Raw genomic sequence first — 23,871 nt, forward strand, 5'->3', positions numbered from 1 at the left:
GGAGAACTATAGATCATTTTAACGTAGCAGGGTTTGAGTATTATTCCTAAAAAGCAGTGGGGAAGTTTTGTAAGGGAAAAGTTTTAAAGGTTATTGCCCAACGGCTGACACCGGAAAGCGTGTAACGAATAAGTAAGACATGGCTGTTTTATTATTAGCAATTGTTTCTATTTCTAAAAAAGCATTTTTTGCTCGAAAAACGATCAGGTTGAATAAGCAGGATGTAAAACAGCGCAAGATCTCACCGGCGGCCATCGCCCACATGCCGCTCACTCCCAGTCCGGGCTGGGTGGAGCACGACCCGCTGGAGATCCTGCGCAATATTCGTACCTGCCTGAACCACTGTGGCGTTGTTGATGCCATTGGCCTTGCGCATCAGGGCGAGAGCGTGGTGGCCTGGGACGCGCAAAGCGGCCTGCCGCTGAACAACGCCATTATCTGGCAGGATCAGCGCACGGAAAAAACGGTGCGACAGCTGATGTTATTTATTGAATCATGTTACATCATGTCGTTACCAGAATTCCACTCACGTACTCCATCAGGTATATCTCACTATTCGTTTATTTAACCTCCCTATTGAATTAGGTGTTTTGTTAATACCCCTCTCCATGCCTGTGATATTTGCGAGCTCTGTTCCAGTTTTTATATATAAACACTGGTGATGACAAAAAATAAGAGGATTTTCAGGTTTTTTTCAGTGTTAACATGGTGTTGTGATTTTGCTTTAGATGCTATTTACGCTGTTGGGTACAAAATATAAACGAAGATAATCCTGCATCATGTTAATCTCAACGCATGTCAGGGCAGAAAGCATGAGGAAGCCGTGAATAGTTTAATGAAAATGAATTCGGCGGTGGTCTTTACCGTCTTTTCAGGCCGGAAAATGACGAATTCAGCAATGACAGGAGTCTGGCGATGAATGTTCTGATACAGGAAGACGCGATGAATTATTGCGTTAATTGTGTGGCTTCTGACAGGGCGTTGTCGTATCAGCCTGGCGCCAGGCGAGTGGCAAATAAAGGAGGCACTATGCTGGAAAGACTTGAGAAACGAGTGGAACATCTGGAGACCGACGTCGGCCAGATAAAAGTCGACCTGACCCGGCTTGTCACCCGCTCGGAAGAATTTTCCACCAAAACGGATCTGGCTAAGCTGACCGCGCGCTGCGATGAGTTTGCCACTAAAACGGATCTGGCTAAGCTGACCGCGCGCTGCGATGAGTTTGCCACCAAAACGGAGCTGGCTAAACTGACAGCTCGCTGCGAAGAGTTTGCAACTAAATCGGATTTGCACCGTGAGGTCAGTGGGCTTCACCGGGAGATCAGCGCACAGACAAAATGGATCACCGCCACCATTCTCGGCGTGGCCGCACTCTGTATGACGTCGGCAAAGTTTCTCTTTTAGCCGCGTGTTCAGGCAGGACGATGAACCAGGCTGGATGGTTCTTGCGATAGCTGGGGGCAGAATAGACAGGGGCGGAATTCTCAGGGGAGGCAGCGCTGCGACAGCAAAAATTAGCACGCAGATGCTTTATGATACAGGTCTCGCCTGTAACGCAGATCACCCGGCGGTTAAGCCGGGTGCAGATTATGCTCTGCTTGCCGAAGCAATGGCGTAGCCGTTACAGCGGCGCGGCCGGGGCTGCCGCATTATCGTAGCCACCCCATACCGACTGGTCGAAGTTGATCATCGAACCGGTCATCAGGCCGGACTCGGCGCTGGCGAGGAAGCCGACGGCGCGTGCCACCTCTTCCGGCTGGATCAGGCGGCCAAACGGCTGGGAGGCGGCCGCCGCTTCCAGCCAGTTATCTTCCGCACCGTGGTACTGCTTCATAATCCGGTCTTCCCCTTCCGAGGCCATCCAGCCGATATTCAGGCCGTTAACGCGGATGCGGTTACGCAGCAGGGCATAGGCGGTGTTGCGGGTCAGGGTGGCCAGTGCACCTTTCGACGCGCAGTAGGCGGCAATAAACGGCTGCCCGGCCAGTCCGGACATCGAGCAGATATTGACGATGCTGCCCTCAGTATTTTCCCGGCGCATGACTTTGATCGCCTCCTGCATCAGGAAAAACGGTCCGCGCACGTTGGTGGCAAAAATCTGGTCAAACAGCAGCGGGTCGGTATCAATAATCGAGCCGCGATCGGTCTTACCGCCGGCGTTGACCAGCACGTCAACCCGGCCAAACTTAGCGTCGGTAAGGGCGATGACATTGCGGCACTCCTCCACCGAAGAGAGATCGGCACGCACAAACAGCACCTTCGTCGGCCCCAGCTCCGCCAGCCGTGCGGCAACCGCATCGCCTTTGGCCTGATTACGGCCGCAGATCACCACGCCAGCGGCACCCTGCTGCACAAAATGTGCGGCAATCGCCGCCCCCAGCCCCTGGGTGCCACCGGTGACAACCGCCACTTTATTCGCTAACTGACTCATGCTAACTCTCCTTCGTTAAGTTGGTAGCCTGCGGCACGGAGTGCGGCGTGCAGGGTCTGATAACCGATTCGCGCGTACTGCAACGGCGGTGCTTTGGCCGGATCCTGTTCTGCTTCCACCACAAACCAGCCCTGATAGCCGATGGCCGCCAGTCTGCTGACGATGGCTGTAAAGTCGATTGCGCCGTCGCCGGGTACGGTATAGACGCCTTTCAGCACCGCATCAAGGAACGAGTCGCGCTGCCAGTCGAGCGCCGTCAGCACCTCTGCCCGCACATCTTTGGTGTGGACGTGGTTAATGCGTGCGCCGTGTTTTTCCAGCACCCGCAGCGGATCGCCGCCGGCAAACACCAGGTGCCCGGCGTCAAACAGCAGGCCGACGTCCGGGTGTGTGGCGGCCATCAGCCGGTCGATGTCGTGTTCATCCTCGATCGCCGTGCCGATATGGTGATGGAAGGCCAGCGGCACGCCGAACTCACGGCAGAAGGTCGCCAGCTGCGACAGCCTGTCGCCGTACGCCGCGATCTGCGCGTCGGTCAGGCGGCGGCGCTGCGCCAGCGGGATCTGCTGCTGGTTCTGAATGGTGCCCGCCGTTTCGCCATACACCAGGCAGGCCGCCCCGCAGTCGCGGAACAGGGTTAACTGCGGCAGTAGTTGTGCGATCTCCGCGTCAAGGCTGTTATCCAGCAGGGTGCCGGAGTACCAGCCGGAGACCAGCTCCAGCCGGTGCGCGTTCAGCGCGGCGCGCAGTTCCGGCGTGGTTTTCGGGAATTTGCCGCCGGTTTCCACCCCCTGAAAGCCGGCCTCGCGGCTCTCCGCCAGGCAGGTCTCCAGCGGTGTGTCGCCGCCCAGCTGCGGCAAATCGTCGTTGGACCAGGCAATAGGCGCGATGCCAAGTTTTGCTTGTAACGTCATGATCAACTCTCTCTGTTAAATGCCAGTACGCTGTTTTTTACGGCCCGCCACGTGCTCGCGACGCGCCTCATTAACGCTTTCCCGTGCGCTGACCTCCGGTACGCCGACGTCCCACCAGGCATCGCCCGGCGTCCAGCAGTGCGGATCGGTCACGATGGAAATCACCGTAGTGCGGTCGTTGCTTTTCGCCCAGTCGATGGCGTCGGCCAGTTCGGCCAGCGAGCCGACCTGACGGGCCAGCGCGCCCATTGAACGGGCGTTGGCGACAAAGTCCACCGGGAAGGGTTCCTGCACGCGGCAGTCTTTCAGCAGGTTGTTAAAGGACGCACCGCCCTTGGCGTTCTGCAGGCGGTTGATCACCGCATAGCCGCCGTTATCACACACCAGCAGGATAAATTTGTGGCCGGAGAGCACGCTGGAGTAGATATCCGAGTTCATCATCATGTAGGTGCCATCGCCGATCATCACGAAGACATCCTCATGCTGCCCGGCCATTGCCGCGCCCCAGCCTGCGGACAGTTCATAGCCCATGCAGGAGAAGCCGAACTCACAGTCGAACGTGCCGGGGTTTTTCACCTGCCAGCCTTTTACCAGTTCGCCCGGCAGGCCGCCAGCGGCGCTGATAATGTAGTCATTCGCGGCGGCGCGGGCGTTGACCACGCCGATCACCTGGGCGTAGCTCGGCACGGTGGCACCGGTATCGGCCTGTTTTTCGGCAATCAGCCGGTTCCAGCCGTCAAACGCCTCGCGGCCGCTGGCCAGCCAGCGCGGATCGGCCTGCCAGTCGCCCAGCGCGGCATGCAGTTCGCTGAGGCCTTCACGCGCATCGGCGACCAGCGGAATGGCGCGGTGTTTCCAGGCGTCAAAGCGGGCGGCATTGAGGGCGATAAACTGCGCCTGCGGATGAAATACCGTCCACGAACCCGTAACAAAGTCCATCAGGCGGGTGCCGATGGCGATGATCACGTCGGCCCCGGCGGCCAGCTTATTGCCGGAGGTGGAGCCGAGAATGCCCACCGGGCCGATATGCAGCGGGTGGTGGTGGCTGAAGCTGCCTTTGCCGGCGATGGTCTCCACCACCGGAATACCGCGCGCTTCGGCAAATTCCGCCAGCGCGGCTTCGGCCTGCGAGTAGCGCACGCCGCCCCCGGCGATAATCAGCGGGCGTTTTGCCGCCAGCAGCGCCTCCACCGCCTGCGCCAGCACCCGCTGGTCGGGGCGTGGACGCGGCATCTGATGAATCCGTGGCTGGAAAAATTCTTCCGGGTAGTCGTACGCCAGCTCCTGCACGTCCTGGCAGATGCCGATAAACGCCGGGCCGCAGTCGGCCGGGTCGAGCATCGTTGCCACCGCCTGCGGCAGCGACGATAGAATCTGTTCCGGCCAGCTGATGCGATCCCAGTAACGCGACACCGGCTTAAAGGCATCGTTAACGGTGATCGTCGGGTCGTTAAAGTGCTCCACCTGCTGCATCACCGGATCGGGAACCCGGCGGGCAAAGCTGTCGCCGCAGATCATCAGCAGCGGCAGGCGGCTGGTGTGCGCCACCCCGGCGGCGGTCAGCAGGTTGGTGGTGCCGGGGCCGATGGAGGCGGTGACCACCATAATCTGCCGGCGCACCCGGGCCTTGGCGAAACCGACGGCGGCAAACGCCATCGACTGCTCGTTCTGGCCGCGCCAGGTGGGCAGAGTGTCCTGCACCGCTTCCAGCGCTTCGCCGAGGCAGGTCACATTGCCGTGACCAAAAATGCCGAACACGCCGGGAAACAGCGGCAGCCGTTCCCCGTCGATCTCGGTAAACTGATTGCTCAGATAGCGAACGACTGCCTGAGCGGTGGTGCAACGTACTGTAGTCATATCGGAACTCACTCTGCCGGGATGCCGGGGAGCGGCATCGGGGTTACTGTTACAACAGATATTGCGTAATAAATATATTTTGCAATAAAAGTTGCATTTTCGGGCGATAATACCCCCTTCCCGAACGGGCAGAGGGCTTACCGGTTAATTATCGGGTGGAGCCAGAATCAGCTGCGGCCGCGTTTGCGCCCGGTTTCGCGTTTTTCCAGCGCGGTCAGCGTGTCGATCTGCGGCTCCTGCTCTTCCGGCTGCAGCACCGCCGCTAACGCCAGGGCGATGCTCTGCGCCAGGCAGACCGGGGCCGCCAGCGAACGCGAGAAGCTGTACTCCTCCTCCGGCACGTTAAACAGCACGCGGGCGCTTTTAGCCAACGGTGACAGCGGGCCGTCGGTGATTGCCACCACCGGCAGGCCTCGGGCGGCGGCGTCATCGGCGATGGCGATCACCTCCTTGGCGTAGTGGCGGAAGGCAATCGCAATCAGCACATCACCGTCACGCATATGGCTGGCCATCTGCGGCGCCAGCCCGCCTGCCGCATCCAGCAACACCACCCGACGGCCGAGCATGGTCAGCATATAGCGCAGCAGCGAGGCCACCGGCTCGGAGCGCAGCTGGCCGCTGATATAAATGGTCTCCGCCGCTTTCAGCAGCTGTGCGCTGGCATCGAGATCCTGCTCTGAGGTGCTGGTGATCAGCGCCTGCAGCGTGGCGATATCGCGGATCACCAGGCTCTGCAGGAAACCGAGGCTGCCCTGATGGTGGTTCTTTTTCAGGTCGACTTCCAGCGCGGTAATACGTTCGTTATAGCCCGGCGCGGCGGTGGCCAGCCGGGTCTGAAACACGCTCTGCATCTGCTTAAACCCGCTGTAGCCGAAGGCCTGGGCAAAACGCACCAGCACCGATGGATGCATACCGCATTTCGCGGCCACCGCGTTAATCGACTCCAGCGCCACCGTGTTGGGGTTCTGGGTAATGTAACGCGCCGCCTGCTGGTAGCGGTCGGAGAGCTGCGGATAGCGCCGGGTGATCTCGTTCACAATCTGCTCATAACTGCTGTGCGGCAGCGGCGGTACGGCGGCTGGCGTGGCTTTCTCTTTTCCCATTCCTGATTCCTGTCGGGGCGGTTGCCATGATGGTCAGCACGCTACAGCAATAAAAATTGCAAGTAAAACGGCAATGCAATTATTTCTAACCGATTCCGCTGCGCCCGCGCAAAACATCCGGTGAAAGTTGTGATTTTGCTCTAAAAAATCACATTAACTTTTTTTGCCTCGCAGCGGGCGGAGAAAATAGCTTGAGTTCATTTTATTGATTTAAAGAGATTAAATTATCCGTGACCGTTGTTTTATCACCTCCATTGCTGCTATTGCAATTTTTGTTGCTATCAAACTAGTATTGCAATTATTGATGCCGTGAGAGGGCCGCAGCAGGCGTAACCCGACCCGCGGATTTTATCCTGAACAGGCCAGCAGGGCCTGCACGGAGCCAGACAGCGGAGGAGCAGGCGATCATGTACGACAATTTCGAACAGTTTATCGACGGGAAATGGTGCACGGGCAGCAGCAGCGTCACGGTGCAGGTCAGCGATCCGGGTAACGATCAGCCGCTGGGTGAGATGCAGGCTGCCTCACGAGCAGACACCCTGCGGGCGTTAGCCAGTGCAGAACGGGCGCTGAGCGGCTGGAAGGCCACGGCCGGCTGGGATCGTGCCGCGCTGTTACAAAAGGTCGCCGCTGAGATGGTGACGATTACCGCCAGGGCGGCACTGACCATCTCGCAGGAGAGCGGCAAGCCGCTGGCGCAGGCGAAGCGTGAGTGGGAACTGTCGGTGGATCAGTTTATCTGGTACGCGGAAGAGGCACGGCGGCTGTATGGCCGTATCGTTGAGAGCCGGGTGCCGGGCGGGCGATGTGAAGTCTCTCATGAGCCGGTCGGCGTGGTGGCAGCCTTTACCGCCTGGAACTTCCCGGTGGTGCTGGTGGCACGCAAGCTGGCCCCGGCGCTGGCCGCTGGTTGCACGGTGGTACTGCGTCCGTCCAGCGAGGTGCCGGGCTGCGCGATGCTGATTTTCGAGTGCCTGCGCCGCGCCGGGCTGCCCGCCGGGGTGGCAAACCTGGTGATTGGCCCGGCCGCCGACACCTATCAGCCGCTGATTGAGGCGCCGCAGGTGAGAAAAGTGTCGCTGACCGGCTCCACCCGGCTGGGTCAGCAGATGATCCGCGACTCCGCCGCCACCATCAAGCGCCTGAGCATGGAGCTGGGCGGCAATGCGCCGGTGATCGTCTATGCCGATGCTGATATTGAGAAGGCGCTGGATCTGTCGGTAGCGACCAAATTCGCCAACTGCGGCCAGGTGTGCGTCACCGGCGACCGCTTTTATGTCCATGAGAGCCTCTACGCGCAGTTTGTTGAGGGCTTTGCCCGCCGCGCCAGCCAGCTGAAGGTCGGGTACGGCCAGGATGAGGGCACGCAGATGGGGCCGCTGATCAACGCGCAGCGCCTGCAGGCGATGGAGGCGATTGTCGCCGATGCACGCCAGCGCGGTGGCCGGGTGGTGACCGGCGGGGAACGCATCAGCCTCAACGGTGGCCACTTCTTTGCCCCGACGGTGCTGGCCGATCTGCCCGACGAGGCGCTGGCGATCGCCGAAGAGAACTTTGGCCCGATTGCCGCCATCACCGCCTTTAGCGACACCGACGACCTGTGGCAACGGGTGAATGGCTCTGAGTATGCGCTCTCCGCCTACGCCTTTACCCGCGACCCGGCGCTGATCCGCGAAACCGCCGCCCGGCTGGAAGCGGGCATGGTCGGGATTAACAGCTACGCGCTGGCCGCCGCCGAAGTGCCGTTTGGCGGCAGTAAAGCCAGCGGTATGGGTCGCGAAGGCGGGTCAGAAGGCATCCACGACTACCTCAACGTCAAACTGACCCAGGTTGTGCTGTAAAGGAGCTTTGATGAAAACCAATAACATTCGCCAGCGCTGGCAGGACGGCAACCCGGTGCTCAACGGCTGGCTGAGTATTGCCAGCCCGTTTACCGCCGAGATTATGGCCGCCCAGGGCTATGACGCGCTGACCATCGATCTGCAGCACGGTTTTGTCGGCTACGAACAGGCCACCACCATGCTGCAGGCGATGCGCGCCAGCGGCGTCGCCCCGATGGTGCGGGTGCCGTGGCTGGAGCCGGGCAGCATTATGAAGGCGCTGGACGCCGGGGCGTGGGGCATTATCTGCCCGATGATCAATACCGCCGAACAGGCGCGCGAGCTGGTCGCCTGTATGCACTACCCGCCAGCGGGCAGCCGCAGCTTTGGCCCGACCCGCGTCAGCTTCGCCGCCGGAGCCGATTACGGCCAGTACGCCGATCAGCAGGTGGTGTGTTTTGCGATGATTGAAACCCGTGAGGCGCTGGATAACCTCGATGCAATCCTCGCCACGCCGGGTCTGGACGGTGTCTATATCGGCCCCGCCGATCTGACGCTGGGGCTGACCGGGCGCAAATACCGTACCGGTTTTGACCGTGAAGAGCCGGAGATGCTGGCGGCGATTCAGCAGGTGCTGGCCTGCGCACACCGGGCCGGTAAAAAAGCCGGGCTGCATACCGGTTCAGCGGAGTATGCCGCCCGGGCCACCGGCTGGGGCTTCGACCTGGTGACGGTATCCAACGACGTGCAGCTGCTGCGCGGCGCGGCGGCGGCCAGCGTGGCGCACTATCGCCAGCTGAGCGACGCGGCGGGGCAGGCCCGGGCGACTGAACAGCAGGGGGGGTATTGAGATGCTAACGCTACAGATAACCGGAAACATCACGGATGCAGAGCTGAGCGCGTCCGCTCTGCCAGCTGGCGCGAATACCCCGGAAAGGAGCGACTGAGATGCCACATATTCTGATTGCCGGCAATATCGATCCGGCCGGGGTGGAGGTGCTGCGCCAGGCCCCGGGCTTTACCCTGCAGCAGGTGGCTGAGGTCAGCGTGGAGAGCTACGCGCCGTATCTGGCGGAGGCCGATGGCCTGCTGATCCGTACCCAGCCGCTGACGGCGAAGGAGATTGCGGCCGCACCGCGCCTGCAAATTGTCTCACGCCACGGCGTTGGCTATGACTCGGTGGATGTGAATGCGCTGACCGATCGTCAGATCCCGCTGACCATCGTTGGCGACGTTAATTCGCTGTCGGTGGCCGAACATACGGTAACGCTGCTGCTGGCGCTGGCCAAGCGCGTCTGCTACTTCGACCGCAGTATCCGAGAAGGGGAGTGGCAGCGCCGCAACGGTTTTTCCGCCGGAGAAGTGGCGGGGCGCACGCTGTTCCTGCTCGGCTTTGGCCGCATCGGCCGCGAAGTCGCCCGGCTGGCCGCCTGTTTCTGCATGCAGGTGATGGCGTATGACCCATACCTGCCGGATACGGCGTTCAGTGAACAGGGGGTGCAGCGGGTGACCAGTATTGCCGACGGGCTGGCGCAGGCCGATGCGGTCAGCGTGCATCTGCCGCTCAGCGGTGAACGTCCGCTGATCGGTGCCGCAGAGCTGGCGCTGATGAAGCCCGGTGCGCTGCTGATTAACACCGCCCGTGGCGGGATTGTGGATGAGACGGCGCTGGCGGCGGCGCTGGAACGTGGCCACCTCGGCGGTGCCGGGCTGGACGTACTGCGTGACGAACCGGCCGATCTGCACTCGCCGCTGCTGGCACAACGCGACCGGCTGATTTTAAGCCCGCACTCCGCCGGGCTGACCGCCGAAGCCGCCAGACGAATGTCGGTGGCAGCGGCCGAAAATATTGTCGCGTTCTGGCGCGGCAAACTGGACCCGCGCCTGGTGGTGAATCCCCAGGTGCTGGCACTGACCACCCTGATGGGCCAGCTTCCCTGAGCCGTCAACCCTGAACCGTTTCGGAGAACAGAATGATCAGAATTGCCATGCTCGGTGCCGGCCGTATCGGCCAGGTTCATGCGGCTAATATTGCCCGTCACCCCCATGCGGTCCTCGCGGCGGTGGCCGACCCGCTGGTGGAAAACGCCCGCCAGCTGACCGACGCCTGGGGCGGCCACGCCTTCGCCGATCCGCTGGAGGCAATTAACCACCCGCAGGTGGACGCGGTGGTGATTGGCACCCCGACCCATACCCACGTTGAGCTGATGCTGGCGGCGGTACGGGCGGGAAAAGCGGTTTTGTGTGAAAAGCCGGTCGATCTCGATCTGGAAAAAGCCTTTGCCGCCCGCGATGCGCTGGGTGACGATGCCCGCCGGGTGATGCTCGGGTTTAACCGCCGCTTCGATCCCGGCTTCAGCGAGATCCACCGCCGTATTGCCGAAGGCGAAATTGGTGATTTCCATCAGCTGCTGATCACCAGCCGTGACCCGGATCTGGCCCCCTACGGCTATCTGCAAACCTCCGGCGGCATCTTCCGCGATATGGTGATCCACGACCTCGATCTCGCCCGCTGGTTCCTCGGCGAGGAGCCGGTGGAGGTGTTTGCCAGCGGCAGCCGCCTGTTTGCCCCGCAGCTGGCGGCGCTGGGCGATTACGACACGGTAATGGTGCAGCTGCGTACCGCCTCCGGTAAGCAGTGCCAGATCAACTGCAGCCGCCGCGCGGTGTACGGTTACGATCAGCGGCTGGAAGTGCTGGGTTCCGCCGGCATGCTGCTCAACGACAACCTGCGGGAAACCAGCGTGCGCCATTACAACGCGCAGCAAACCGAAGCGCGCGGCCCGCTGCTGGACTTCTTTATGGCCCGTTACACCGAGGCCTACCGGCTGGAGATCGACGCCTTTATCTCCGCGCTGCGCGCTAACCAGCCGATGCCGGTCACGGTAAACGACGGTTGCCAGGCGCTGAGGCTGGCCGATGCGGCCCAGCGTTCCGCAGATACCCGAAGTGTTGTCACCCTCGACTAAGGAAACAGAGATGCGCAGGATTGGAATTGGCCTGATCGGCACTGGTTTTATGGGGCGTTCTCACGCCATGGCGTGGCATGCTGCCGCCACTTTCTCCGGTGATATACAGCCGGTGCTGGTCAGCGTGGCCGATATTGATGGTGCAGCGGCAGAACGTACCGCCCGGCAGTTCGGCTTTCAGCGCTGGACGCAGGAGTGGCAGCAGCTGATTGACGATCCGGAAGTGGAGGTGATCTCAATTACCTCACCGAACCGCTTTCATGCTGAGCAGGCGCTGGCCGCCATCGCCGCCGGTAAACATGTGCACTGCGAAAAGCCGCTGGCACCGGACGCCAGCCTCGCGGCGCGGATGACGGCCGCCGCAGAGCAGGCCGGGGTGCAGACCCAGGTAGGCTTTAACTACGTCAAAAACCCGCTGCTGAAGCTGGCGCGTCAGATGATTGCCGACGGCGAGTTGGGGGAAATCAGCGGTTTTCGCGGCATCCACGCCGAGGACTTTATGACCAGCCCGCAGCTGCCGTGGTCATGGCGGCTCGATCCGGCCGGTGGCGCCGGGGCGGTGGCCGATCTCGGCAGCCATATCCTCGGCATGGCGCGTTTTCTGCTTGGCCCGATTGAGGCGCTGTTTGCCGATCTCGATACGGTAGTGAAGCAGCGCCCGGAGGCTGCCGGATCGAGCGTAATGAAAGCGGTGGAGGTGGATGATATCGCCCGCCTGACGGTGCGCTTCGCCCGCGGCTGCCGGGGGCAGATTGAAGCCAACTGGGTGGCGACCGGACATAAGATGCAGCTCGGTTTTGAGATCACCGGCAGCAAAGGGTCGCTGATCTTTAACCAGGAGCGTTTTAACGAGCTGCAGTTCTACCGCAGCGGTGACCAAGAGCAGCAGAACGGCTTCCGCACGCTGGTGGCCGGGCCGGAACATCCGCCTTACGGGCTGTTCTGCCCGGCACCGGGGCACCAGATCGGCTTTAACGATCTGAAGACCATTGAAATGCTGGAGTTCCTGCAGGCGATCCGCACCGGTGAGCGCAGCGGGCCGGACTTCCGCGAGGCGCTGGAAATTCAGAAACTGGTGGATGCGGCGCTGGTGTCATCCAGAGAGCAGCGCTGGGTGACGCTGTAATCTGAGAGGGTTATCGCGCCTGCCACGCGATCGCCCTGATAAAAGCCTGCCCCATCCGACTGAAGGCGTTGCTGTAATAAATGACGCCAGGTGGGACAGGCTCTGAAATATCACCTGAACCCTGTTAGCCGATATCAGCAAATTGATGCGGTTGCGCAGCCGCGCGGCTGCATCAGTAAACCGGTAGTCTGTGTCTAGTCAATGTTACAGCAATAATCCCAACATAATAGCCGTAAATAATAGAACCCGTTTGTCAGCCACCGGCTGTCGAATACTCTACAAGGTAAAACGCTATCATGAAAAAAACAATCTTACTCTGTCTCGCCGTATTAACCGCTGCACCCGCAGCCTTCGCCACTCAGGTTGGAGTGACGATTGCCCAGATGGATGATGTGTTTCTCTCACGGCTGAGAGGCTATGTGATTGAGCAGTCAAAACAGTACCCGGATATGAAACTGCAGTTTGAGGATGCTCAGGGGGCGGTGGATAAACAGCTAAGCCAGGTGCAGAGTTTTATCAGCGCCAAAGTGGACGTGATTATTGTTAACCCGGTGGATACCCAGGGCACCAAAAATATTACCGAAGCCGCCCGCAAAGCGAAAATACCGCTGATCTACCTTAACCGGATGCCCGGTGATTCGACGATGGGTAACGGCATCAGCTATATCGGCAGCGATGAGATCGAAGCCGGCCGCCTGCAGATGACCTATCTGGCCGACCTGGTGAAAGACCGCCCGAGCGTGAATGTGGCGATTATGAAAGGCCTGCTGAGCAATGATGCCACCCGCTTCCGTACCCAGGGCGCGAAAGAGGTGATTGCGCAGCACCCGAATATGCATGTCATCGTGGAGGATACCGCGAAATGGATGCGTGAAGAGGGGCTGAACCTGATGAATAACTGGATCCTGGCCGGAGAGAAAATCGATATTCTTTCCGCCAACGCCGATGAAATGGCAATTGGCGCAGCGATGGCGATTAAAAGCAACGGGCTGAAAGTCGGCAAAGATATTCTGGTCGGCGGCACCGACGGCGGGCCAAATGGTTTGCAGGCGATTAAAACCGGTATGCTGACCGTTACCGTTTTCCAGGATGCTAAATCCCAGGCCTATGGTGCGGTGGATATGGCGGAACAGGCAGCGAAAGGCAAAGCGATTAAGGATATTAACTTTATTCCGTTCCAGCTGGTGACGCCAGAAAACTATCAGCAGTTTATGACCAGATAATCACGTTTAACCCTTGTTATCAGCCTGGCCTGAATAAAAATTTGCTGGCCGCCTGATTAAAGGCTGAGGTGTTCGCACCTGTTGTAGGGGCAGGTGCCTTTTTTTAAGGAGTGAAAATGAAAACTATTAAAGGCCCCGGCGTATTTCTGGCACAGTTTGCCGGTGACGATACGCCGTTTAATTCGCTGGACGGCCTGGCCGGCTGGGCGGCGGAAAAAGGCTTCAGCGCCGTGGAGATCCCCAGCTGGGATACCCGGCTGATTAATCTGCAGCGGGCGGCTGAGAGCCAGACCTATGCTGACGAGATCCTCGGCGTGCTGGACAAGCACGGTCTGGTGCTGACCGACCTCGCCAGCCATCTGCAGGGGCAGCTGGTGGCGCTGCACCCGGCGTTTGACCTGCCTGCCGACAGTTTTGCACCCGCCGAAGTGCGGCTGGATCCGGTCGCGCGCCAGCAGTGGGCCAGCGAACAGCTGCTGCTGGCGGCGCGCGCGTCACGGCGCTTCGGGCTGGATCGCCATGTCACCTTCTCCGGTACCCTGCTGTGGCCCTATCTCTACCCCTATCCACAGTGGCCGGAGGGGCTGATCGAGGAGGGCTTCAGCGAGCTGGCGCGGCGCTGGACGCCGATCCTCAACGCCTTTGACGAGCAGGGCGTCGACGTCTGTTATGAGATCCACCCGACGGAAGATCTGCATGACGGCCTGACCTTCGAGCGTTTCTTAGAGAAAACCGGCCACCATCCGCGTTGCCATATGATGTATGACCCCAGCCATCTGGTGCTGCAGGGCATCGACTACCTGACGTATATCGACCATTACCATGAGCATATCAAAGCCTTCCACGTCAAAGACGCCGAATTCCGCCCGGACGGTAAAACCGGCGCGTACGGCGGCTATCAGCCGTGGACGCGCCGCGCCGGACGCTTCCGTTCGCCGGGGGACGGGCAGATCGATTTTGGCGCGATCTTCTCAAAGCTGACCGGCTACGACTTTGACGGCTGGGCGGTGCTGGAGTGGGAGTGCTGCTTTAAAAACCCGGAGGATGGTGCACGCGAAGGGGCGCAGTTTATTCGCGACCATCAGATCCACGTTACCGGCAAATCCTTTGATGACTTCTGTAAGTCATATGCCGACCGTTCACTTAACCGCAGAATTCTTGGACTGTAAGGAGACAGAGATGACACGATCTTCACTGAAGGGCCGCCGCATTCGCCTCGGCATGGTGGGCGGCGGGGAGGGGGCCTATATTGGCGGCATTCACCGGTTTGCAGCACGGCTGGATAACCAGTTTGAGCTGGTGGCCGGGGCGTTTGACGTCAATGCACAGCGCGGCCACGCGTTTGCCGCGCAGAACTTTGTCGCCGCCGATCGTTCCTATGACGACTATCAGGCGATGATTGCGGCGGAGTCGTTGCGTAAGGACGGGGTGGACGTGGTGGCCATCTGCACGCCTAACTTTACCCACTATCCCATTGCCCGCGCCTGCCTGGAGGCCGGTATTGATGTGATATGCGAAAAACCGCTGACCGCCACTCTGGCGGATGCCGAGGCGCTGGCGGAAGTGGTGGCACGCAGCGGGCGGTTCCTCGGCGTTACCTACACCTACGCCGGTTATCCGCTGATTGCCGAAGCGCGGCAGCGGGTGGCGGCCGGGCTGATTGGCAGCGTGCGCACTGTGCAGGTGGAGTATCCGCTGGAGTGGATGGCGACCGGCATTGAGCAGCAGAACAATCAGCAGGCTGCCTGGCGCGTCGATCCGGCCAAAAACGGTCGCGGCGGGTCGATTGGCGATATCGGCACCCATGCCTATCATCTGGCAGGTTACGTCACCGGGCTGAAGGCGGAAGGGGTGGCCGCCGATCTGGCGACCTTTGTCCCTGGCCGGGCGCTCGATGATAACGCCCACGTGATGATCCGTTACCAGGGGGGCGCACGCGGCCTGCTGTGGTCGTCGCAGGTGGCGATTGGCTGCTCCAACGGCATTCGTCTGCGGGTGTTTGGTGAAACAGGCAGCCTGATGTGGTTCCAGGAACAGCCCAACGAGCTGCTTTACACCCCGCTGGAAGGTACCACGCAGATCGTCAAGCGTGGCCGCAATGAGCTGGACGAACTGACCCGGGCGCGCACCCGCACCCCGCCGGGCCATCCCGAAGGCTATATTGAGGCGTTTGCCTGCCTGTATGCCGGGTTTGCCGAGGCGCTGCGCGCGCGGGATGAGCAGCGAGAACCGCAGGCGGCCGGGGTTTACGTCCCTGACGTGTATGACGGACTGAAAGGCGTGGCCTTTGTCGATGCGGTGGTCGACAGCCACGAACAGAACTCAGCGTGGATCCGGCCGCTGTACAGCTGAAACTGTCACGGCAGGCGGCGAAGGGTACGCGCCAGGCGCGCAGCAGCGAACAGTCGCACACAGTGGTCGTCGCCCGATATGCAGCCAACCGGAAAGGCGACGGGCGTAACCGCCCCGGCAGGCCTGTCGTAGCGCGAGGTCATATTACTCGCTCAGGTCGGCATATTGTAACGGGTGATAATATTGACGCGTGACCAGGCTGCCCAGGGTTCGCTCTCCGGCAGGAAGTGGTGAAACGCCAGCAGGGTGCGAAAGGCGTGCTGGGCGTCCAGCTGCAGGTTATGTTCGATTAGCGCATCGATCTTTCCGGCCTGCAGCAGCGCACGGTTCTCACGATCAAGATCGTGGGCGATCACCGCGTCCGGGCGGATGCCCCGTTCCTCCAGCGCCTGCAGAATACCGCCGTTGCCGCCGCCGACCGTATAGAGCGCATCGGGCACCTCGCCGTTTGCCAGCGCCTCGCTGACGCACCGGTGCATCTGCGCATCGATGCCGAACCCGCCAGCCACTACGTCCAGAGTGCAGCCCGGATCAAAGCTGCGCATCGCCCGCCGGAAGCCGGCGATTCGCTCCTGCTCGCCGGTAAAATCACCGCTGCCGGTCACCGCCATAATCCGTGCATTACCCCGCTTCAGCCACTTTGCCATCAGAAACGCCGCCGCTTCCCCGGCGCTGGCGTTATCCATCCCGATATAGCGCAGCCTGGCGCTCTCCGGCACGTCGGTGACGATCGTCACCACCGGCACCCGCTGCTTTAACAGCCCGGCCAGCGTGGGCACCAGCAGTGCGTCGTTCATCGCCTTAAGGATAATGCCGTGGCTGTCCGAACCGCATTTTTTCAGCAGCGCGTCCACCTCTGCCACGCCGATCTGCTCAAAGCAGTGGAAACGCAGCTGAATGCGAAACGACGCGAAGCTGGCAATCTGACTGATAAACGCCTCGCGCACCAGCTCGCTGAAGCGTTCGGGCGTGTGCAGGATCACGTCGAACCACAGCGTGCGCCCCTGCGCCAGGCCGGCTTTATACTGCAGGTCCAGGTCGGCCATCGCCTGGCGGATGCGTTGCTGCGTCTGCGGATGCACCCGGCCGCGCTGGTGCAGCGCCCGGTCGATGGTGGCAAGGCTCAGCCCGGACTGGGCGGCAATCTGCTTATGGCTGAATTTCTTCATGGTTATGTGAGGTGTTTATGAGGTGTTTTTGCCGTGTTGTTGCCTGAATGTAACTGTTAGTTTGGTGACAGACAAGGCACATCGCCCTGCAAACTGCCGAATAATGAGGTCACCATGACAGCGCAATACTTTACCAGTGAGAACCAGACGTCCCTTGCCGACTTCAAAACGTTTTGCGAACAGCGGGTCAACCCCGCTGACTATCCGCTGGCCAGCGAGGTGGTCTCTGAGGTACTGATTTATCAGCGCGATGCGCTGGACGCGGCGGCGGCCCGCGACCGCCACGCGGTACTCAGCGAGCTGCATCAGGCGCTGTCATACGGGCCGGGCGTGCTGGTGGTGAAAGGGCTGTATGCCGACACGGCGGTGGTCGATCGCGCCTCGGCGGTGTTTGAGCTGATTATGGCGGAGGAGGCGAAGTCGAAGGTTCAGGCCGATCACTTCTCCAAAGCCGGTAATAACGGCCGCATCTGGAACGCGCTGCAGAAGCTGGCGGAAACCGATGCGGCGGTATTCAGTGAGTACTACGCCAACCCGACGCTGGGGCTTATCTGCCACGCGTGGCTTGGCCCGGCCTGGCGCATGACCTCGCAGGTCAACCAGGTGCGGCCGGGCGGCGAGGCGCAGCAGGCGCACCGCGACTATCACCTTGGCTTCCAGCAGAGCGCCTTTGCCGCTGAGTTTCCGATCCCGGCGCAGATCCTCTCGCAGTATATGACCCTGCAGGGCGCGGTGGCGCACAGCGATATGCCGCTGGCCTCCGGCCCGACCAGGCTGCTGCCGTGGTCACATCAGTACGAACTGGGCTACATTGCCTACCGCCAGCCGGATTTTGCAGCGTACTTTGCTGAAAACTATATCCAGCTGCCGCTGGAAAAAGGCGATGGCCTGTTCTTCAACCCGGCGCTGTTCCACGCTGCCGGTAATAACAGCACCGCCGATCAGGTGCGCACCGCCAACCTGCTGCAGGTGTCGTCGGCGTTTGGCGTGCCGATGGAGGAGGTGAACCATGAGCGTATTCTGAAACAGGTCTACCCGCAGCTGCTGGATTCACCGCTGAACGAGCCGCAGCGTCAGGCGCTGATTGCGGTGGCGGCGCGCGGCTACTCGTTCCCGACCAATCTGGATACCGATCCGCCGCTCGGTGGACTGGTGCCGCAGACCCAGCAGCAGCTGGTGGCTGAAGCGCTGAACGCGGGCTGGAGCGCGGCGCAGTTTAACCAGGCGCTGGATGCGCAGACGGCGAAGAGAAGGGCGTAAGCGCCCGCTCTTATTACAGCAGCGGGAACGGATAAACGACGTGGCGGTTTACATGCTATCGCCACCGTTTTTCCTGACCTTGCCCGGTCACGTATTTCGTGCAGATATTCCAGCGTGATAACGGCGTCAATCCCTTTTGGGATAAAGGTTTCTAATTAACTGGATTAGCTGTATTTATCAGTGCAAGCAGTTTGTGTAAAAAATGGGATGTTGATCACATTTCGCTTGAAGGCGGGGCGGCAGCGGCTCTATCATAAGCACGCTGTTTACTTGTCCTCTTTTTCTGGCGGAGTCCATCATGTCTGACGTTACTCTCGTGTCACGCAAAGTCGCGTGGCTGCGCGTACTGGCGCTGGCCGTTGCGGCATTTATCTTCAACACCACCGAATATATCCCGGTCGGTCTGCTGTCAGACATCGGCGCCAGCTTTGGCATGGAGAGTGCCCAGGCCGGGGTGATGATGACCATCTATGCGTGGATCGTCGCCCTGATGTCGCTGCCGCTGATGCTGATGACCAGTAAGGTCGACAGGCGGGTGCTGCTGCTCTGCCTGTTCGTCCTGTTTTCTGCCAGCCATGCGCTGTCGTTTGTGGCGTGGAACTTTAACGTGCTGCTGGTGAGCCGCGCCGGGGTGGCGCTGGCCCACGCGCTGTTCTGGGCGATTACCGCCTCGCTGGCAATCCGCCTGGCCCCGGCGGGCAAGCGCGCTCAGGCGCTCGGCCTGCTGGCGACCGCGACCGCGCTGGCTTCCGTACTGGGCCTGCCGCTGGGGCGCATCATCGGCCAGAGCTTTGGCTGGCGCTTTACCTTCCTGGCGATTGGCGTGGCGGCGATGCTGCTGCTGGCGGTGCTGGTGAAGATTATGCCAAAAGTAACCTCGGAGCAGAGCGGTTCGGTGAAAAGCCTGCCGGGCCTGCTGCGTAACCCGGCGCTGCTCAGCCTCTATCTGCTGGCGGTGGTGGTGGTAACGGCGCACTTTATCGCCTTCACCTATATCGAGCCGTTTGTGCAGGAGATCGCCGGGCTGAGCCATAACTTTGCCACCCTGCTGCTGCTGCTGTTTGGCCTGGCGGGCATTGCCGGCAGCGTGATCTTCAGCCGCTATGCGGAAAAACGCCTGTCCGGCCTGATGATTACGGCGATTGCCACCCTGACCCTGTGCCTGACCGCGATGATGACGGTGGCGCACAGCGCTTACGGGCTGGTGGCGCTGAGCATGCTGTGGGGCATGTCGTTTATGATTATCGGCATGGGTATGCAGCTGAAGGTGCTGACCCTGGCACCCGAGGCCACCGATATCGGTATGGCGATGTTCTCAGGCATCTTTAATATCGGCATCGGGCTTGGCGCGCTGCTGGGCAAGTCGGTCAGTATGAACCTGTCGCTGAATTCGGTGGGCTACGCCGGTGCCGCGTTTGGCGTGATGGCGCTGACCATCGCCGTGCTGGCGTTCCGCAAATGGCCGACGACTGCCCCCGCTGGCGGCGAGCAGGTCAGCCTGCATTAATCCCTTCGTTGTTATCATGGCGGCCCGCTTTTCCGCGGGCCGTCGCCTCTTTCCCGGCACCACCGATCTTGCGCTCATCGCCTGCCGTTTATCCCGTCAGGGGTTTTGGACAGCATCCAGACGGGCCACCGCTGCGCTTCCGCTTTCTCCGGCGGCTGTGCGGGGGGAGAAGCCAGGAGTGTAACAGGACCAGTCCGGCGGCTTAGCCAGCAAACAATTTCAGCTGCGCAATACGCGTCAGCGCCTCTTCCAGCGCCCGATCGTCGGTGGTCAGGCTGATGCGGATATAGCCTTCGCCGCCGGGGCCGAAGCCGCTGCCGGGCGCCACCAGGATATGCGCCTTGTGCAGCAGCCACTCGGTAAACTGTTGGGCGCGAAAGCCGGCGGGCACCGGCAGCCAGAGGAAAAAGCTGCCCTGATCGGGCGGTACCGGCCAGCCGATCGCCGCCAGCCGCGCCAGCACCCGCTGACGGCGCTGGTGGTACACCGCCACCCCCTGTGCAATACGTGAGGCAGGCAGCGCCAGCGCGGCGATCGCCGCATCCTGCACCGCGCCAAATACCGTGCTGTAGCTGTGGCTGTGCAGCTTTTTAAAGGCGGCGATGATCGAGGCGTTCCCCACCGCAAAGCCCACCCGCCAGCCCGCCATCATAAAGGTTTTCGACAGGGTATAGGTTTCCACCGCCCGCGCTCTGGCACCGGGGCGTGTCAGCAGGCTGACCGGGGCATCCGCCGGTTCACGGCCAATCGCCGCATAGGCGAAGTCATGCAACACCGGCAGCTGATAGCGTTCGGCAAACGCCAGCGCGTCATCAAACAGCTCAGGAGTGGCCATCGCCCCGGTCGGGTTGTGCGGATAGTTCAGCGCTAACAGTCCGGCCTGACGTGCAACCTCCTGCGGAACCGCGCTGAAGTCGGGCAGAAACTGCCGCCCGGCTTCCAGCGGGATACCGTAAAACTGCGCCTGTGCCTGAAGCGCTGCCGAGCGGTAGATCGGGTAGCAGGGATCGGTGGAGATCAGGTACTGTCCCGGTTGCAGCAGCGCGCGCGGAATCCCGCTGACGCCGATATGCGAGCCCTGAAACACCGCCACTTCACGGTCCGGGTCCAGTTCCACGCCGTAGTGCCGCTGGTAAAAACGGGCGATGGCCTGGCGCAGCTGCGGCTTGCCCCAGAACGACGGATACTGATGGTTCGCTTCGTCGAGCACCGCGCTTTGCAGGCGGTCGACCACTTCCGGCGGCGTGGGCTGACGCGGGCTGCCGCTGGAGAGGTCAATCAGCGGCAGCGTGGGGCTGCTGATACCGGCGGCCAGTTTTTCCAGGATGCTAAAAATATTCTCCTCCAGCGCGTTAACCAGCGGGGAGGCAGCAAAGTCGGCCATGATGTTTCTCTGTCTGTTTATTTTAATCTACTATCTCACAGCGCTGCGCCGTCCGGGCAGCGATTGCCTGCCGCGCTTAAGAATAATATCCGCTAACGGCTGCCGGTTTCTGAATATGCCAGCGGCAATTATCGATGTGATAAAAAAGCAAAATGAAACCCGGCGCAGACGCTTACAACCCGAAAAATGATGTGGTTTAATCCGAAATAGCTAAAACACAACGGAAAAATCATAATGAAAAAGAACCTTATTTCAGCGGCGGTACTGACCCTGCTGACCAGCATGGCCGGGGTGAATATCGCACAGGCGGCAGAGAGTAAGCTGATCCGTGTCGGCTTTAACCCCGGCCCGTATAAAGAGCAGTTCGAGAAAGGCGTGGCCCCGTGGTTAATTAAGCAGGGGTATCAGATAGAATATAAAGATTTCAGCGACGGTATTCAGGTCAACGACGCGGTGGCGCGGGGCAGCATTGATGCCAACATTATGCAGCACCCGGTGTACCTGAAGTCGGTTAATGAGCGTCTCGGTATCGACAATACCGGCATCGTGCAGGTGCCGACGCCTCCGATGGGGCTGTACGGCGGTAAGCTGAAAACTCTGGCCACGCCGCCCGCGCCGGGCACCACCGTTTCCGTTCCGAATCAGGCCTCTAACGAGTACCGTGCCGCGCTGGTGCTGCAAAGCCTCGGCTGGATTAAACTCAGCGCAGACAGCGACCCTGCCACTTTCTCGCAGCGCAATATCAGTGAGAACCCGTATAAGATCGTGCTGAAAGAGATCGACAATGCCCAGCAGGTGCGTTCGCTGCCGGATGTCGACTACGGCCTGATTCAGGGTAATTTTGCCGTCTCCAGCGGCATTAAGCTGAACTCGGCGCTGAAGCTGGAAGACGCCAGCAGTAATTTTATTAATGTGGTGACGGTGGCCGGGAAAAATAAACAGGCGGCGTTTGCCAGGGATATTATTGCCGGTTATCACTCGGCGGAATTTAAATCCTATATTCAGTCATCGCCACAATATCAGGGGTATCTGCTGCCCGATTATCTGAAATGAGTGCGGCGATGATCGCCTTCAATAAGGTGAGTAAATCCTTTACCCGCAAAGGCCGGCGCATCCAGGCGCTGGATGCGGTGACGCTGCAGGTTGATAAAGGCGATATTTTCGGCATTGTCGGTTACAGCGGCGCGGGTAAAAGTACCCTGCTGCGGCTGATTAACCGGCTGGAGCAGCCGGACGGTGGCGAAGTAGTGATTAACGGTGAATCGCTGGGCGGCATCAGGGCGCAGCGGCTGCGGGCGGTGAAAAAAGAGATCGGCATGATTTTCCAGAATTTTAATCTGCTGAATTCGCGCACGGTATTTCACAATGTCGCGCTGCCGCTGATCCTGCTGGGGCGTGATAAGGCCACCATTGCGGCGCGGGTGACGGAGCTGCTGGCGTTTGTCGGCCTGAGTGATAAAGCGCATAGCTACCCGAACGAACTCTCCGGCGGGCAGAAACAGCGGGTGGGCATCGCCCGCGCGCTGGCCACTAATCCGTCGGTGCTGCTGTGTGACGAAGCCACGTCGGCGCTCGATCCGCACACCACCCGGCAAATCCTGCTGCTGCTGCGCGAGATCAACCTGCGTTACGGCATTACCATCGTGCTGATTACCCATGAGATGTCGGTGATCCAGACGCTGTGCCACAAAGTGGCGGTGATGCAGCAGGGGCGGGTGGTGGAGCAGGGATCGGTCCTCGATCTGTTTGCCCGGCCACAGCACCCGGTTTCGGCCAGTTTTGTGCAGTCGGTGCTGCACGATCGTCTGCCGCAGCAGGTGCTGGACTATCTGCAACAGACGCCGCAGAAGCCGGCCTTGCGGCTGGAGTTTGCCGGAGCCAGCGCACAGCAGCCGGTGATTAACCGCATTATCCGCGATCACGCCATTGAGGTGAATATCCTGTTTGCCAGTATGGCCGACGTGCAGCAGACCCTGCTCGGTTTTATGATTGTGCAGATAGACGGGGATGCGCAGGCCGTCGCCCGTGCAACCGGGGATCTGCGCGCTTCAGGAGTGACAATCAGCCATGTTTGAGTTCTTTAATACCGCCGTAACCGGCGAGCAGTTTCTGCTGGCGCTGCACGATACGCTGCTGATGATTGGCGTCTCGCTGGGGCTGGGTTCTCTGCTCGGCGTGCCGCTGGGCATTCTGCTGGTGGTGTGCCGCCCCGGCGGCATCGCACCCTTGCGCAGCGTTCACCGGGTGCTTAACCCGCTGATTAACGTCGTGCGTTCGCTGCCGTTTATTATTCTGCTGATCGCCATTCTGCCGGTGACCCGCATGCTGGTCGGCACCACCATCGGGACGGCCGGGGCGATCGTGCCGCTGGTGGTGTTTATCGCACCCTATATTGCGCGGCTGGTGGAGAACTCGCTGCTGGAGGTGGATGACGGCATTCTCGAAGCGGCGGATGCGATGGGCGCCACGGTGCTGCAGACCATCTGGCACTTTATGCTGCCGGAAGCGGCGGCGTCGCTGGCGCTGGCGCTGACCACCGCCACCATCGGCCTGCTTGGCGCAACGGCGATGGCCGGCACCGTCGGCGGCGGCGGGATTGGCGATCTGGCCATCACCTACGGGTATCAGCGTTTTGACGCCTTTGCCACGCTGTTCACCGCGCTGGTGCTGATCGTTATCGTGCAGCTGATCCAGACCGCGGGCAGCCGCCTGGCGCGGCGCATCCGCCGTGAATAGCGGCCCTGATCCATCGGCCA

Annotated in this window: 21 protein-coding genes; 15 read left to right on the forward strand and 6 right to left on the reverse strand. The window is 60.7% G+C overall.

All coding sequences use genetic code 11. The features are described 5' to 3' along the window. Positions 1-139 precede the first annotated feature (139 nt). Together GKQ23_RS10140 and GKQ23_RS10145 are read left to right on the forward strand one after the other, a co-directional pair. On the forward strand, positions 140-568 hold the full coding sequence (locus tag GKQ23_RS10140; protein ID WP_249168501.1) for an FGGY family carbohydrate kinase: 429 nt from the start codon (positions 140-142) through the stop codon (positions 566-568). Positions 569-1,029: 461 nt separating this feature from the next. After that, positions 1,030-1,404 (forward strand): hypothetical protein, encoded by a 375-nt coding sequence (locus GKQ23_RS10145; RefSeq protein WP_212410751.1) that lies wholly within the window; start codon positions 1,030-1,032, stop codon positions 1,402-1,404. 217 nt (positions 1,405-1,621) lie between these two features. Here the strand turns inward: GKQ23_RS10145 and GKQ23_RS10150 are convergent, their stop codons facing one another. From GKQ23_RS10150 to GKQ23_RS10165, 4 genes are all read right to left on the reverse strand, one after another. After that, entirely contained in the window at positions 1,622-2,431 is an 810-nt protein-coding gene (locus tag GKQ23_RS10150; RefSeq protein ID WP_212410753.1) for an SDR family oxidoreductase, read from the reverse strand. Further along, positions 2,428-3,345: a myo-inosose-2 dehydratase gene (iolE, locus tag GKQ23_RS10155; RefSeq protein ID WP_212410755.1), complete on the reverse strand. Its 918-nt coding sequence runs from the start codon at positions 3,343-3,345 to the stop codon at positions 2,428-2,430. Before iolE ends, GKQ23_RS10150 begins: the two co-directional genes overlap by 4 nt. A 15-nt stretch (positions 3,346-3,360) precedes the next feature. Beyond that, positions 3,361-5,202 (reverse strand): 3D-(3,5/4)-trihydroxycyclohexane-1,2-dione acylhydrolase (decyclizing), encoded by a 1,842-nt coding sequence (gene iolD / locus GKQ23_RS10160; RefSeq protein ID WP_212410756.1) that lies wholly within the window; start codon positions 5,200-5,202, stop codon positions 3,361-3,363. A 167-nt stretch (positions 5,203-5,369) separates the two neighbouring features. Next, entirely contained in the window at positions 5,370-6,305 is a 936-nt protein-coding gene (locus GKQ23_RS10165; RefSeq protein WP_212410769.1) for a MurR/RpiR family transcriptional regulator, read from the reverse strand. Between the two features lie 407 nt (positions 6,306-6,712). Here GKQ23_RS10165 and GKQ23_RS10170 point away from each other — a divergent pair, with 407 nt between their 5' ends. From GKQ23_RS10170 to GKQ23_RS10205, 8 genes are all read left to right on the forward strand, one after another. Beyond that, positions 6,713-8,146: an NAD-dependent succinate-semialdehyde dehydrogenase gene (locus GKQ23_RS10170; protein WP_212410771.1), complete on the forward strand. Its 1,434-nt coding sequence runs from the start codon at positions 6,713-6,715 to the stop codon at positions 8,144-8,146. Between the two features lie 10 nt (positions 8,147-8,156). Next, a complete protein-coding gene (locus GKQ23_RS10175; protein ID WP_212410773.1) occupies positions 8,157-8,975 on the forward strand; it encodes an HpcH/HpaI aldolase/citrate lyase family protein in 819 nt (272 codons plus the stop codon). A gap of 98 nt (positions 8,976-9,073) precedes the next feature. Further along, positions 9,074-10,066, forward strand: a complete 993-nt coding sequence (locus GKQ23_RS10180; protein WP_212410775.1) for a hydroxyacid dehydrogenase — start codon at positions 9,074-9,076, stop codon at positions 10,064-10,066. A gap of 32 nt (positions 10,067-10,098) precedes the next feature. Further along, positions 10,099-11,094 (forward strand): inositol 2-dehydrogenase, encoded by a 996-nt coding sequence (gene iolG / locus GKQ23_RS10185; RefSeq protein ID WP_249168502.1) that lies wholly within the window; start codon positions 10,099-10,101, stop codon positions 11,092-11,094. Between the two features lie 10 nt (positions 11,095-11,104). Continuing rightward, positions 11,105-12,220 (forward strand): Gfo/Idh/MocA family protein, encoded by a 1,116-nt coding sequence (locus GKQ23_RS10190; RefSeq protein ID WP_212410777.1) that lies wholly within the window; start codon positions 11,105-11,107, stop codon positions 12,218-12,220. Positions 12,221-12,516: 296 nt separating this feature from the next. Next, on the forward strand, positions 12,517-13,443 hold the full coding sequence (locus tag GKQ23_RS10195; protein WP_212410779.1) for a substrate-binding domain-containing protein: 927 nt from the start codon (positions 12,517-12,519) through the stop codon (positions 13,441-13,443). Positions 13,444-13,559: 116 nt separating this feature from the next. Next, the gene (locus GKQ23_RS10200; protein ID WP_212410781.1) at positions 13,560-14,612 is read left to right on the forward strand and encodes a sugar phosphate isomerase/epimerase; all 1,053 of its coding nucleotides are present in this window, start codon (positions 13,560-13,562) and stop codon (positions 14,610-14,612) included. A gap of 10 nt (positions 14,613-14,622) precedes the next feature. Further along, positions 14,623-15,795, forward strand: a complete 1,173-nt coding sequence (locus tag GKQ23_RS10205; RefSeq protein ID WP_212410783.1) for a Gfo/Idh/MocA family protein — start codon at positions 14,623-14,625, stop codon at positions 15,793-15,795. Between the two features lie 152 nt (positions 15,796-15,947). Here GKQ23_RS10205 and GKQ23_RS10210 read toward each other — a convergent pair whose 3' ends face one another. Continuing rightward, positions 15,948-16,964 carry a substrate-binding domain-containing protein gene (locus GKQ23_RS10210; RefSeq protein WP_212410785.1) on the reverse strand — a complete coding sequence of 339 codons (1,017 nt, stop codon included), beginning with the start codon at positions 16,962-16,964 and terminating at the stop codon, positions 15,948-15,950. Positions 16,965-17,078: 114 nt separating this feature from the next. Here GKQ23_RS10210 and GKQ23_RS10215 point away from each other — a divergent pair, with 114 nt between their 5' ends. Further along, positions 17,079-18,224 (forward strand): phytanoyl-CoA dioxygenase family protein, encoded by a 1,146-nt coding sequence (locus tag GKQ23_RS10215; RefSeq protein WP_212410787.1) that lies wholly within the window; start codon positions 17,079-17,081, stop codon positions 18,222-18,224. A 298-nt stretch (positions 18,225-18,522) separates the two neighbouring features. Continuing rightward, complete coding sequence (locus GKQ23_RS10220; RefSeq protein ID WP_212410789.1) at positions 18,523-19,731, forward strand: sugar transporter; 1,209 nt, start codon at positions 18,523-18,525, stop codon at positions 19,729-19,731. Positions 19,732-19,933: 202 nt separating this feature from the next. On the opposite strand, the gene GKQ23_RS10225 is transcribed toward GKQ23_RS10220, so the two are convergent. Then, the gene (locus GKQ23_RS10225; RefSeq protein ID WP_212410791.1) at positions 19,934-21,115 is read right to left on the reverse strand and encodes an aminotransferase class I/II-fold pyridoxal phosphate-dependent enzyme; all 1,182 of its coding nucleotides are present in this window, start codon (positions 21,113-21,115) and stop codon (positions 19,934-19,936) included. 282 nt (positions 21,116-21,397) lie between these two features. On the opposite strand from GKQ23_RS10225, the gene GKQ23_RS10230 reads away from it, so the two are divergent. The 3 genes from GKQ23_RS10230 to GKQ23_RS10240 are packed head-to-tail and all read left to right on the forward strand — an operon-like array spanning position 21,398 to position 23,851. Then, positions 21,398-22,168 (forward strand): MetQ/NlpA family ABC transporter substrate-binding protein, encoded by a 771-nt coding sequence (locus tag GKQ23_RS10230; RefSeq protein ID WP_212411733.1) that lies wholly within the window; start codon positions 21,398-21,400, stop codon positions 22,166-22,168. Positions 22,169-22,176: 8 nt separating this feature from the next. After that, positions 22,177-23,190 (forward strand): methionine ABC transporter ATP-binding protein, encoded by a 1,014-nt coding sequence (locus GKQ23_RS10235; RefSeq protein ID WP_212411735.1) that lies wholly within the window; start codon positions 22,177-22,179, stop codon positions 23,188-23,190. After that, positions 23,183-23,851 carry a methionine ABC transporter permease gene (locus tag GKQ23_RS10240; RefSeq protein ID WP_212410793.1) on the forward strand — a complete coding sequence of 223 codons (669 nt, stop codon included), beginning with the start codon at positions 23,183-23,185 and terminating at the stop codon, positions 23,849-23,851. The genes GKQ23_RS10235 and GKQ23_RS10240 overlap by 8 nt, the downstream gene beginning before the upstream one ends. Positions 23,852-23,871: the final 20 nt, after the last annotated feature.

This window comes from Erwinia sp. E602 (assembly GCF_018141005.1).
GTDB lineage: Bacteria > Pseudomonadota > Gammaproteobacteria > Enterobacterales > Enterobacteriaceae > Erwinia.

Excerpts from the sequence above, each read along its gene's own strand:
- GKQ23_RS10140 (WP_249168501.1), top strand. The coding sequence starts at position 140 with ATGGCTGTTTTATTATTAGCAATTGTTTCTATTTCTAAAAAAGCATTT.
- GKQ23_RS10145 (WP_212410751.1), top strand. The coding sequence starts at position 1,030 with ATGCTGGAAAGACTTGAGAAACGAGTGGAACATCTGGAGACCGACGTC.
- GKQ23_RS10150 (WP_212410753.1), bottom strand. The coding sequence starts at position 2,431 with ATGAGTCAGTTAGCGAATAAAGTGGCGGTTGTCACCGGTGGCACCCAG.
- iolE (WP_212410755.1), bottom strand. The coding sequence starts at position 3,345 with ATGACGTTACAAGCAAAACTTGGCATCGCGCCTATTGCCTGGTCCAAC.
- iolD (WP_212410756.1), bottom strand. The coding sequence starts at position 5,202 with ATGACTACAGTACGTTGCACCACCGCTCAGGCAGTCGTTCGCTATCTG.
- GKQ23_RS10165 (WP_212410769.1), bottom strand. The coding sequence starts at position 6,305 with ATGGGAAAAGAGAAAGCCACGCCAGCCGCCGTACCGCCGCTGCCGCAC.
- GKQ23_RS10170 (WP_212410771.1), top strand. The coding sequence starts at position 6,713 with ATGTACGACAATTTCGAACAGTTTATCGACGGGAAATGGTGCACGGGC.
- GKQ23_RS10175 (WP_212410773.1), top strand. The coding sequence starts at position 8,157 with ATGAAAACCAATAACATTCGCCAGCGCTGGCAGGACGGCAACCCGGTG.
- GKQ23_RS10180 (WP_212410775.1), top strand. The coding sequence starts at position 9,074 with ATGCCACATATTCTGATTGCCGGCAATATCGATCCGGCCGGGGTGGAG.
- iolG (WP_249168502.1), top strand. The coding sequence starts at position 10,099 with ATGATCAGAATTGCCATGCTCGGTGCCGGCCGTATCGGCCAGGTTCAT.
- GKQ23_RS10190 (WP_212410777.1), top strand. The coding sequence starts at position 11,105 with ATGCGCAGGATTGGAATTGGCCTGATCGGCACTGGTTTTATGGGGCGT.
- GKQ23_RS10195 (WP_212410779.1), top strand. The coding sequence starts at position 12,517 with ATGAAAAAAACAATCTTACTCTGTCTCGCCGTATTAACCGCTGCACCC.
- GKQ23_RS10200 (WP_212410781.1), top strand. The coding sequence starts at position 13,560 with ATGAAAACTATTAAAGGCCCCGGCGTATTTCTGGCACAGTTTGCCGGT.
- GKQ23_RS10205 (WP_212410783.1), top strand. The coding sequence starts at position 14,623 with ATGACACGATCTTCACTGAAGGGCCGCCGCATTCGCCTCGGCATGGTG.
- GKQ23_RS10210 (WP_212410785.1), bottom strand. The coding sequence starts at position 16,964 with ATGAAGAAATTCAGCCATAAGCAGATTGCCGCCCAGTCCGGGCTGAGC.
- GKQ23_RS10215 (WP_212410787.1), top strand. The coding sequence starts at position 17,079 with ATGACAGCGCAATACTTTACCAGTGAGAACCAGACGTCCCTTGCCGAC.
- GKQ23_RS10220 (WP_212410789.1), top strand. The coding sequence starts at position 18,523 with ATGTCTGACGTTACTCTCGTGTCACGCAAAGTCGCGTGGCTGCGCGTA.
- GKQ23_RS10225 (WP_212410791.1), bottom strand. The coding sequence starts at position 21,115 with ATGGCCGACTTTGCTGCCTCCCCGCTGGTTAACGCGCTGGAGGAGAAT.
- GKQ23_RS10230 (WP_212411733.1), top strand. The coding sequence starts at position 21,398 with ATGGCCGGGGTGAATATCGCACAGGCGGCAGAGAGTAAGCTGATCCGT.
- GKQ23_RS10235 (WP_212411735.1), top strand. The coding sequence starts at position 22,177 with ATGATCGCCTTCAATAAGGTGAGTAAATCCTTTACCCGCAAAGGCCGG.
- GKQ23_RS10240 (WP_212410793.1), top strand. The coding sequence starts at position 23,183 with ATGTTTGAGTTCTTTAATACCGCCGTAACCGGCGAGCAGTTTCTGCTG.